A 9,617-nucleotide genomic window follows, 5' to 3' on the forward strand; every position below is an offset into this window, starting at 1 on the left:
GCTCTCGAGTCGTGGACTTTTCGGGGGCCGTACTTTATGATTGGGACGACACCATACCGTTTCAACCGGAAGGAGGTTTGTCAGGTCATGAGACATATGCTGAAACCCTTGGATTTTTCCGTCGAGGAAACCGCAGAATTGCTTGCGCTCGCAGGCCGTATTGAAAAAAATCGCCCCGCTTATGCAAAGGTGATGGAGGGGAAAAAGCTCGCCACACTCTTCTACGAGCCCAGCACAAGAACGCGCCTCTCCTTTGAGGCCGCAATGTTAAATCTGGGAGGATCTGTTCTCGGCTTCCAGTCTGCCGATGCAAGTTCCGCCAGCAAGGGAGAGAGTGTTGCAGACACGGTTCGCGTGGTTTCCTGCTATGCGGATATCATTGCCATGCGTCATCCCAAAGAGGGTGCGCCCATGGTCGCGAGCGAGTTTTCGGGTGTTCCGATTATCAACGCCGGGGACGGCGGACATCAGCATCCCACCCAAACTTTGACGGACCTTATGACCATCCAATCTCTGAAGGGACGGCTTGACAACATGACCGTGGGACTTTGCGGTGACTTAAAGTTCGGTCGCACGGTTCACTCGCTGATTGCCTCCTTAATTCGCTATCCCGGCATTCGCTTTGTGCTGATCTCACCGCAGGAACTCCGCATTCCGGGCTATATCCGAGAGGATGTACTCGAAAAGAATAAGATTCCCTTTGTCGAGGTCGGCAGTCTTGAAGAGGCCATGCCGGAACTTGATATACTCTATATGACACGCGTGCAGAAAGAGCGTTTCTTCAACGAGGAGGACTATATTCGACTGAAGGACAGTTATATTCTGACCGAGGAGAAACTGCGCAGCGCGAAGGAAGACATGTTTATTTTGCATCCGCTTCCCCGTGTCAACGAGATTTCGGTTGAGGTGGACAAGGATCCCCGTGCGGCGTATTTTAGGCAGGCGCAGTACGGCGTCTACGTCCGTATGGCACTCATCATGATGCTTTTGGAGGTGAAAGAGACATGTTAAATATCAGCGGTCTTTCGGAGGGCATCGTCCTGGATCACATCAAGGCGGGAAAGAGCCTTGATATCTACTATCAGCTCGGTTTGAACAAACTGGACTCTCAGATTGCAATCATCAAGAATGCGCACTCGAAGAAGATGGGGCGCAAGGATATCATCAAAATCGAGGGCAATGTACTTGATCGAATCGATCTCGAGGTACTCGGTTACATTGACCACAACATCACAGTGAATATTATTCGCGACAACAGTATCGTCGAGAAGCGGGTGCTGCGTCTCCCGAAGAAGATTACCAATGTGATTCACTGCAAAAATCCCCGTTGTATCACCTCGATCGAGCAGGAACTTCCCCATATCTTCTATCTCGCAGATGCCGAGCGGGAAGTATATCGCTGCCGCTACTGCGACGAGCGCTATTCGGACCGTTCCCGTTGAAACAAAAAGAGAGCAGACGCTGTCATGCGTTTGCTCTCTTTTGTATTTCCTGAAAAAGACGGGCGATAAGCCGGGTTATGTCGTGGATGATCATCTATCTAGCTGCAGCGTCACCGCTGCAGTCAAGCAACCTACCCGGACAGTGTTGCCTCTCGAGAGAGACAACCGACGGGCCGCCGATCTGTCCTGTTCGGTCTTGCTTCGGATGGGGTTTACATGGCCCCGGATGTTACCACCCGGGCGGTGGTCTCTTACACCGCCTTTGCACCCTTACCGGCGTGAAGCCGGCGGTTTTTTTCTGTTGCACTTTCCTGGGAGTCGCCTCCACCGGACGTTATCCGGCATCCTGCCCTTTGAAGCCCGGACTTTCCTCACCTGCAGTCTTTCGTCTCTGCAGCCGCGATCATCTGCCCGTCTTTCGAAGGAGTATTATATCACAGCCCCCTTGATTTGTATACAAACTCTATGCACCGTAAGTGCTGCCGCCGATGAATTCGCGCAACAGAGAGGTTGCCGGGATTTCCTCGGAAGGGAAGGTCAGAAAATAGCTGAGGAATTTCAGCAAGCGCTTTGCCTCGAGGTAAGAGGGATGCGATTCCGGAACTCCAAAGAGCAGGGCTTCCGCATAGGGCTTGAGGGCCGCTGTCTCGTAGGGAAGTGCCGAGTTAAACACATCGTCGGCATTTTCTTGATTGGGAAAAATATAGCGCTCTTCACCGGCGCTGACCGAAGCCCAGCGCGACAGACTCTCCGCCGCATCATTGCCACGGAGCCGCGCATCCCGAACAATGCGGCGCAAGATGCGCGCATCTCCGGTCGGAATGCGGTTATGTGCGTCGAGATTCAGTTGGGTGAGACAGCTCACATAAATCTTGTGTTTTCGCTCGGCGGGGATGGAAAACGAAAGAGCCTCGTTTAAGCAGTGTATGCCCTCAATGAGCAAGATGTCCGAGGGACCGCAACTTAAATAGTCCCCGCGATAGTTGCGCTCGCCGGAAATAAAATCAAAGCGCGGAAGCTCAATGCGTTCTCCGTTCAACAGTCTGTTCAAATCGCGGTTAAAGCCATCCACATTGAGTGCGGCGAGTGACTCAAAGTCATAGTTTCCCTTTTCGTCACGCGGTGTATCGCTGCGATTCTTAAAATAGTTATCTACTTCGATGGCATGCGGCGTCTTGCCGAGTGCAAGAAGTTGTGTCGCAAGACGACGCGCAAAGGTTGTTTTTCCTGAGGAACTGGGCCCCGCAATCAACACAATGCGAACTTCATCCCGGCTGCATAGTTTTTCCGCGAGATCGCCGATGCGCTTTTCCATCTGTGCCTCGGCGCACAGGATGAGCTCTTTCATCTTCCCGGCCGCCGCACGGGCATTCAGCGCCCCCACGGTCTCAATGCCCTGGCGTTCCAGATTCAAACGACTTGACTCCATTGCCTCAAAAATCTTCTGTGTCGGCTGAAACGACATGAGTGTTTCGGGCTTACGCCGATCCGGCAATTTCAGCACAAAACCGTCCTCGTAGGCCTCCAGAGAAAAGGTATTAAGATAAGAGCTGTTAGGCAACATGTAACCGTAAAAGTAATCTTCATAAGCGCCGAGCCGATAAAGATTCACGGAAGAGTGGATGCGAAAGCGGAAAAGCTCGGCTTTATCCTTCATGCCGCGCGCCGCAAAAAGGCGCACAGCCTCCCTGGTCGGAACACTGCGTTTCTCAATGGGGAGGGCGGCTGCAACCAGTTCCCGCATCGCTGCTTCCAGTCTCGCAAGTTCCTCCCGACTCACCCGATTCTGACCGAGTATGCGGCAGCGCAGGGCACCGCTTTCTTTGTAATCAATCCAAATCTCCCTGCCCGTCTTCCCATACAAGCTGTATTGCGCTGCGAGTAGAAGCAAAACGGCACTGCGTTCATAACTCTGAAAGCCGGCCTTGTCGCGCAGGGTCAAAAACCGCAGTTCACCTGCTTCCTCAACCGTAGAGCCCAACTCGTGCAACACGCCGTTTAAGGTAGCCAACAGGATGGGACTCGGGTATTTCCCCTGTTCCTTGTTCGCAAGCTCTGCAAAACTTGTTCCCGCTTCCACGCTGAGTCGCTCACCGCCGTGTATCAGCTCAAAGCTGTTATTCATCGTTCATTCCTCAAAGTGCGCAAGGCACTCCTTCAGTAGGCGGATGCTCTCCCGCAGTTCTTCTCGCTTGGCACTCACCGCCGTTCGCTGCGACTCCGGAAGGCGTTCCGCTATTTCTTGTTCTTTTCGAAGTCTCTCATTCATGTAATCACGCAGCACAGTATCCCGACGTTCCAAAAGCAGGGGGCCGAAATGTCGCGCAGCAGTGACGGGGATTCCGCGTGCCTCTGCCTCAAGGTATGCGGCTTCGCCGTCCCCGTTTTCGCAGACTAAAATCAAGTAGTATTTTCCGTCCTCTTTCAGCATACGTTCGTCCGTAAGCCGAAAGCCCTGTGCCGAGAGATAGCTGCGGAAAGCCTCCCACTCGGTGTGGGGGGAAAAGAGATAGCGTTTTACCCCCACTCGAAACGCAGGTCCCGGTCTGCCGTCTGCACCCAAACCGCGCGTCAAAATTCCCTGCATGAGCTCGCCTCCCATGCCGGCAATCAGCACGCAATCGGCCTCCCCGGGCTTTAGTGCGGCAAAGCCGTCCGAGAGCCGCAGAGAGACTTGTTCCGTGAGTCCCAGCTCCGCAATGTGTGCTTCGGCGCGCGCCAGAGGCCCTTCGCCGATGTCCATCGCGACGGCGCGCGATATGCGCCCCTTCAGCAGCAGTTCTGCAGGGACCCAGGCATGGTCGGTCCCGATATCCGCGAGCACGCTCCCCGCAGGAACCAGCTCTGCAAGCGCCCTGAGACGCTCCGATAATTTCAGGCGCTCTTCGCCCATGCTCACCTCCGTATGCTTAATTTTAGGCGTTGCAACTCGGCCTTTTCCCGCATGGCAGCCTGTAATTCTTCCGCGCTTGTACTCTGCCGCAATCTTTGGTCCGCAGCATCCTTTTTTATGCTGCGGATACAGTCAATGATGGCCTGATCCCTCTCCTGTAAGGAGAGCTGTTCCGCAAGTTTGCTCGTGTGGAAAATAGCTGCGGCCTGTTTTTCCTTGTCCAAATCTTCCACATAGTCGTTTAAGAGGGCAGCGATATCCGCCTTGCCCTGCCGGAGCGCCGCAAATAGCTTTGTTGCGAGCTCACGATAAAAAGGATGCGTAAAATCGCTCTCGGAAACCCAGGCGGAAAGCTGGGGAAAGAGCTGCGGTTCGTCCGCCATAAAGCCGAGCAGTAACTTCTGACTCTTTTCCGCGGCACTCTCTTTCACTTTCTTTCCGGCAGCCGTACGCGTTTCCCTGCGGATTTGCGTCTGTTCGCTGCGCTGCCCCATGCCTGCGCCGCCCATGCGATTGACCAGGTCGCGCAGCGCCTCTGCGGGTATCATCTGTTCATGAGCAACCGCATCGACATAGTTGTTTCGCTCCAGCGGCTCCGAGAAGCTGCAGAGTAGGGCTGCCGTCTCTTGGTAAAAGGCGGTCTTCTCTGCGGGGTCCTTTAAATCGTGCTGTCCGGCAATAATATCGACCTCCCAGAGCAGGGCATTTCTCGCGTTTTCGACTCTCTCGGCGTAGGCCTCTCGCCCCAGCGCTTTGATAAATTCGTCCGGGTCCTTGTGGGGCTGCATGGAGAGCACCTTCGGCGTAAAGCCGGCGCCCCGAAGGAGCGGGATTGCGCGGCGTGCGGCCTTAACACCTGCATTATCCGAATCGTAGCTTAACACGGCTACCGCAGCGGTCGAGAGAGTCCTCTTCAAGTGGAGCACCTGTTGCTCTGTGAGCGCGGTGCCGAGGGAAGCCACGGCATTGGCAAAGCCGGCCTGGTGAAGGGCAATCACGTCCATATAGCCTTCGCAGAGAATCACATGGTCCGCACGCGTGCGGCGCGCATAGTTGAGTCCGTAGAGATTTCGGCTCTTATCAAAGAGCTTGGTCTCGGGGGAGTTTAAGTACTTGGGTTCCCCCTCACCCATGACGCGACCGCCAAAGGCAATCACGCGGCTGTTGCTGTCCATAATGGGAAACATCACGCGGTTCCAGAATTTGTCTCTGGCGCCCCGCTCCTCTATCGTCACCAGGCCGGATTCACGGAGCTCCGCATCGGAATAGCCCTTTTGCTTGAGAAAGCGGTACAACTCTCCCGGCCGCTTGCTCGAAAAGCCGAGCCCGAATTTGCGTATGGTTTCATCGCTCAGCCCGCGCTGTCTCAGGTACTGATAGGCATGCTTTCCCTCTTCCGTGTGAAGTAACTGATAAAAATGGGTCGCGGCCAACTTGTGCATTTCGAGCAAGCGCTCTTTTAAGCTGCGCTCCCGCTGTTCCGCGGCGCTCGGCTCTCGCTCGGGAAGTTGCATGCCCGCACGGGCAGCAAGAAAACGCAGGGCTTCCGGAAACGAGAGGTTTTCGTATTGCATCACAAAGCTGATTGCGTTTCCGCCCACCCCGCAGCCGAAACAGTGAAAGGATTGCCGCTCCGGGGAAACCGAAAAGGAAGGCGTCTTTTCCGAGTGGAAGGGGCAGAGCCCCACATAGTCCCGCCCGCGCCGTTTGAGTGCCACATAGGACGAAACCAAATCCACGATATCGCTGCGCTGTCGAACTTCAGCGATTACATCTTCTGAATAATACAAGTCAAACCTGCTTTCTTCAAAGCTACATTCTCATGATACAACTCAGAGCACCGTCCAAGCGCGCGGCACAAACAGCTCCTGAAATACGCGCACCGCATACTGATCGCTCATCCCCGCGATATAGTCACAGACCGTTCTCTCGATCGACTGCTTGCATTCCGACATAAAATATTGATATTCTTCGGGCATCTGCTCCGGATGATCCAAAAAATAGGCGTACAGACGGCCTATCATGGCCTCTGCCTTTCCTTCCTCCGCCTTCGGTGCACTGCCGCGGTAGACGTGCTGAAAGAGCCATGCGCGAAGCTGCATCATAACCCGGAAGCGCTCCTCGCTCATACTGACCCTGTCCTCGTTCAAGCTGGTTTCAATGACGTCGCGTATCATACAGTTCAAGCGGTCTCTCACACTGTGTCCGAGCGCGGCCGTGAATTCCGCGGGAATATCCTCCTCTCGAAAGATACCGGCGCGAATCGAGTCATCGATGTCGTGGTTGATGTAGGCAATCTTATCCGCAAGCCGCACAACGGCGCCCTCATAGGTGCGCGGGGTACTGTGTGTCCCGTGATTCCGTATGCCGTCGCGAACTTCCAAGGTCAGATTGAGCCCTTTTCCGCGCTTCTCCAGAAATTCGACGGTTCTCACACTTTGGATGCTGTGCTTAAAGCCGCCGGGGCAGAGCCCGTTCAGTACACGCTCTCCGGCATGCCCGAAGGGGGTGTGGCCCAGATCGTGTCCCAGCGCGATTGCCTCCGTGAGTGTCTCATTTAAGCGCAGGCACTTCGCGATGGTGCGCGCAATCTGCGAGACCTCCAGCGTGTGCGTGAGTCTCGTACGGTAGTGATCGCCCTCCGGCGCGAGGAAGACCTGGGTCTTATGCTTCAAGCGACGAAAGGCCTTGCAGTGCAGGATGCGATCGCGATCACGCTGAAAGCAGGGACGCAGGTCATCCTCTTCCTCAACCCGATCTCTGCCGACGGAATCGCGACTGAGGGTCGCATACTTTGACAGAAAACGACTCTCCTCTTCTTCCAACTCTTCTCGTATGCTCAAAGCGCTGCCTCCTTTCCGGAACAAGCGACGGGTATATTCAAGTTTATTCTATCAGAAAAAGCACCGGTGTGCCCGGTGCTTTTCACGTGCAGAGAAAGGGACTTGAACCCTCATGACATTGCTGTCACACGGACCTGAACCGTGCGCGTCTGCCAATTCCGCCATCTCTGCGAACAAAGAGAATTCTACCAGAGAGGCGAAACACTGTCAATTGTTTTTTTATCTTTTTTCACCTACTTTGTCTTATGTTCCAGCTCGCTCAGTTTTTGATTCATTTTTCGTGCCAGCTTTTTCTGATTCAGGTAAAAACCGAACCAAATGCCAAAGGCAATCAAAAGTTGTTCTGCGGCTATCTTGGCAATCCCAAGGAAGCCCTGCTCGCGTGGAATCCAGCCCACAACCCATGAGGTAAGCAACAAGACAATACACCCGATTCCCATATGAATCATAATTTGTACGGGAAGAGACAGTTGCTCTCTCTCATAGACAAGTGCCGGCAAGCCGAAACCGAGTCCTACCACCAGTGTGCCCAATGCCATCTTGGTAAAACCGTAGTGATACAGAGCCGTTGTTCCGCCGTTGATACAATCAAAAATGACTCCGGTCAGCACAAAGATAATTGCCGCAAAACCGATTCCGTACAGAGCGGATGAAAATAACGTATGTTTCTGTTCTTTCATAGAAGCGACCTCCTTCTTTATATCCCCAAATATCGTTTGAAAGCGGGTAGATATTTTCTGGAAATATAGTCCCGCAGTCCGTTCTTCATAACCAGAACCATGACGCCGCCGAGGCTGGGGGCGACATAATCGAGCAAGTGCAGGTTGATGATTGTGCTTTTGGAAACGCGCATAAAATCCGGCCCCAGCAAGGTTTCCAATTCATAGAGCCGTTTGCCGCTTCGGTACTGCTTTTTGTCTCCGTGAATAACCGTTTTTTCTGCCTCCACACGCACCAGATAAATATCCTCCGGATGGAGCATCACGATTTTGTCGTCTTCGCCCGCGGAAATCAAAGCGGCTCTTTCCTCCGAGAGCATCGCCGCGGCTCGTTGTACTTCGGCTGTGACTTCTCCCGTATGAATCACGGCAAAGGGGAGCTTTAACTCCGGCTGTAACTTGATTTCGACCTTCATGCGATTCTTTCCTCCTTTCTCTGTATTTGCAGTATAACGAACGCGCACACACCTGTCCCGGTTTTTCCGCCGAGCGGAGTTTTTTGCGGGGTAAGAGGCGTGATAGGCTCCTTCTCTTACGTTGCACAAAAAAACAGACCTCTGCCGCTCCGTTTCCGGAGGCAAAAGTCTGTTCTGTTCGAATGTCTGTCAATTATGCAATGGCCTTCTTCGCAGTCTCAACAAGCTTTGCAAAGCCATCTGCGTCGTTGATTGCGAGCTCAGCGAGCACCTTGCGGTTCAGGACAATCTCAGCCTTCTTCAGGCCGAACATGAACTTCGAGTAGGAAATCTCGTTCATTCTGCAAGCTGCGTTGATTCTTGCGATCCAGAGCTGACGGAACTGTCTCTTTCTCTGCTTTCTGCCCTCGTACGCCGTGCTCAGCGCTCTCATGACAGTCTGCTTAGCAATTCTGTACTGCTTGGAACGTGCGCCTCTATAGCCCTTTGCGAGCTTTAAAATTCTGTTGTGCTTTGCCTTTGCGTGCATCGCGCCTTTCACTCTTGCCATCTTGCTTCCTCCTTCTTCACGTCAAGTCCGATTATAAATACGGCAGGATCTTCTTCATGACCTTCGAGTTCGTGCTGTCGGTCACGATGTCTTTTCTCAGATTTCTCTTGCGCTTCGTGGACTTCTTCGTCAAGATGTGAGACTTGTACGCCTTGTTCCGAATCAGCTTTCCGCTACCGGAAACTTTAAAACGCTTTGCTGCTGCTCTGCTTGTCTTTACCTTCGGCATGATACTTTCCTCCTTAGTTCTTCTTTGCGCTCATAAACATGACCAACGTTCTGCCCTCAACTTTCGAAGGCTTGTCAATCACGGCGATATCAGCGAGTGACTTCGCAAAATCATCCAGAATGTATCTCGACTGGCTCATATGCGACATCTCTCTTCCGCGGAAGCGCAGCGTTACTTTTACTTTGTTGCCCTTCTCCAGAAACTTTCTGGCAGCATTGGTTTTTGTGGCCAGATCATTCGTGTCGATATTGGGGGACAAACGCACTTCCTTCAATTCAACAATCTTTTGCTTCTTCTTGGCTTCCTTGTCTCTCCGTATCATCTCATAGCGATACTTCCCGTAATCGATGATCTTGCAGACAGGCGGCTTTGCCATCGGGGAGATGCAGACCAAATCCAGTTCTGCTTCATCCGCAATTTTTTGAGCATCCTGCGAGGACATAATTCCAAGCTGCTCTCCGTCTGTCCCGATGAGACGAACCTCACGGAAACGTACCTGTCCGTTAACCAATGACTCGCTGATAG

11 protein-coding genes, 1 tRNA gene and 1 other RNA gene are annotated in these 9,617 nt (G+C 53.2%); 2 read left to right on the plus strand and 11 right to left on the minus strand.

All coding sequences use genetic code 11. The annotated features are described in order from the left end of the window. The first annotated feature begins 87 nt into the window (after positions 1 to 87). Together pyrB and QU660_RS04770 are read left to right on the plus strand one after the other, a co-directional pair. A complete protein-coding gene (gene pyrB, locus QU660_RS04765; protein ID WP_304947170.1) occupies positions 88 to 1,011 on the plus strand; it encodes an aspartate carbamoyltransferase in 924 nt (307 codons plus the stop codon). Then, positions 1,005 to 1,442 carry an aspartate carbamoyltransferase regulatory subunit gene (locus QU660_RS04770; protein ID WP_304947171.1) on the plus strand — a complete coding sequence of 146 codons (438 nt, stop codon included), beginning with the start codon at positions 1,005 to 1,007 and terminating at the stop codon, positions 1,440 to 1,442. The genes pyrB and QU660_RS04770 overlap by 7 nt, the downstream gene beginning before the upstream one ends. Before the next feature lie 50 nt (positions 1,443 to 1,492). On the opposite strand, the gene rnpB is transcribed toward QU660_RS04770, so the two are convergent. The 11 genes from rnpB to infC all read right to left on the minus strand — a co-directional run bounded on the left by rnpB (position 1,493) and on the right by infC (position 9,603). Continuing rightward, positions 1,493 to 1,861: RNase P RNA component class A (rnpB, locus tag QU660_RS04775), an RNA gene on the minus strand. Positions 1,862 to 1,905: 44 nt separating this feature from the next. Continuing rightward, positions 1,906 to 3,567 carry a nucleoside kinase gene (locus tag QU660_RS04780; protein WP_304947172.1) on the minus strand — a complete coding sequence of 554 codons (1,662 nt, stop codon included), beginning with the start codon at positions 3,565 to 3,567 and terminating at the stop codon, positions 1,906 to 1,908. A 3-nt stretch (positions 3,568 to 3,570) separates the two neighbouring features. Continuing rightward, positions 3,571 to 4,335: a tRNA (adenine(22)-N(1))-methyltransferase gene (locus QU660_RS04785; RefSeq protein WP_304947173.1), complete on the minus strand. Its 765-nt coding sequence runs from the start codon at positions 4,333 to 4,335 to the stop codon at positions 3,571 to 3,573. A gap of 2 nt (positions 4,336 to 4,337) precedes the next feature. After that, positions 4,338 to 6,125 carry a DNA primase gene (dnaG, locus tag QU660_RS04790; protein ID WP_304947174.1) on the minus strand — a complete coding sequence of 596 codons (1,788 nt, stop codon included), beginning with the start codon at positions 6,123 to 6,125 and terminating at the stop codon, positions 4,338 to 4,340. 42 nt (positions 6,126 to 6,167) lie between these two features. Then, complete coding sequence (locus QU660_RS04795) at positions 6,168 to 7,178, minus strand: deoxyguanosinetriphosphate triphosphohydrolase (protein WP_304947175.1); 1,011 nt, start codon at positions 7,176 to 7,178, stop codon at positions 6,168 to 6,170. 87 nt (positions 7,179 to 7,265) lie between these two features. Beyond that, positions 7,266 to 7,349 (minus strand) — tRNA-Leu (locus tag QU660_RS04800). 62 nt (positions 7,350 to 7,411) lie between these two features. After that, positions 7,412 to 7,858 (minus strand): DUF3021 domain-containing protein, encoded by a 447-nt coding sequence (locus QU660_RS04805; RefSeq protein WP_304947176.1) that lies wholly within the window; start codon positions 7,856 to 7,858, stop codon positions 7,412 to 7,414. Positions 7,859 to 7,875: 17 nt separating this feature from the next. Then, the gene (locus QU660_RS04810; RefSeq protein WP_304947177.1) at positions 7,876 to 8,313 is read right to left on the minus strand and encodes a LytTR family DNA-binding domain-containing protein; all 438 of its coding nucleotides are present in this window, start codon (positions 8,311 to 8,313) and stop codon (positions 7,876 to 7,878) included. Positions 8,314 to 8,506: 193 nt separating this feature from the next. Further along, positions 8,507 to 8,863, minus strand: coding sequence for a 50S ribosomal protein L20 (rplT, locus tag QU660_RS04815; protein WP_304947178.1), 357 nt, complete (start codon positions 8,861 to 8,863; stop codon positions 8,507 to 8,509). A 31-nt stretch (positions 8,864 to 8,894) separates the two neighbouring features. Then, complete coding sequence (gene rpmI, locus QU660_RS04820; protein WP_009532085.1) at positions 8,895 to 9,092, minus strand: 50S ribosomal protein L35; 198 nt, start codon at positions 9,090 to 9,092, stop codon at positions 8,895 to 8,897. A gap of 13 nt (positions 9,093 to 9,105) precedes the next feature. Continuing rightward, positions 9,106 to 9,603 carry a translation initiation factor IF-3 gene (gene infC / locus QU660_RS04825; RefSeq protein ID WP_304947179.1) on the minus strand — a complete coding sequence of 166 codons (498 nt, stop codon included), beginning with the start codon at positions 9,601 to 9,603 and terminating at the stop codon, positions 9,106 to 9,108. Positions 9,604 to 9,617: the final 14 nt, after the last annotated feature.

The organism is Stomatobaculum sp. F0698, assembly GCF_030644385.1.
Lineage (GTDB): Bacteria > Bacillota > Clostridia > Lachnospirales > Lachnospiraceae > Moryella.

Coding starts and splice junctions, on each gene's coding strand:
- pyrB (WP_304947170.1), top strand. CDS start 88: ATGAGACATATGCTGAAACCCTTGGATTTTTCCGTCGAGGAAACCGCA.
- QU660_RS04770 (WP_304947171.1), top strand. CDS start 1,005: ATGTTAAATATCAGCGGTCTTTCGGAGGGCATCGTCCTGGATCACATC.
- QU660_RS04780 (WP_304947172.1), bottom strand. CDS start 3,567: ATGAATAACAGCTTTGAGCTGATACACGGCGGTGAGCGACTCAGCGTG.
- QU660_RS04785 (WP_304947173.1), bottom strand. CDS start 4,335: ATGGGCGAAGAGCGCCTGAAATTATCGGAGCGTCTCAGGGCGCTTGCA.
- QU660_RS04805 (WP_304947176.1), bottom strand. CDS start 7,858: ATGAAAGAACAGAAACATACGTTATTTTCATCCGCTCTGTACGGAATC.
- QU660_RS04810 (WP_304947177.1), bottom strand. CDS start 8,313: ATGAAGGTCGAAATCAAGTTACAGCCGGAGTTAAAGCTCCCCTTTGCC.
- rplT (WP_304947178.1), bottom strand. CDS start 8,863: ATGGCAAGAGTGAAAGGCGCGATGCACGCAAAGGCAAAGCACAACAGA.
- rpmI (WP_009532085.1), bottom strand. CDS start 9,092: ATGCCGAAGGTAAAGACAAGCAGAGCAGCAGCAAAGCGTTTTAAAGTT.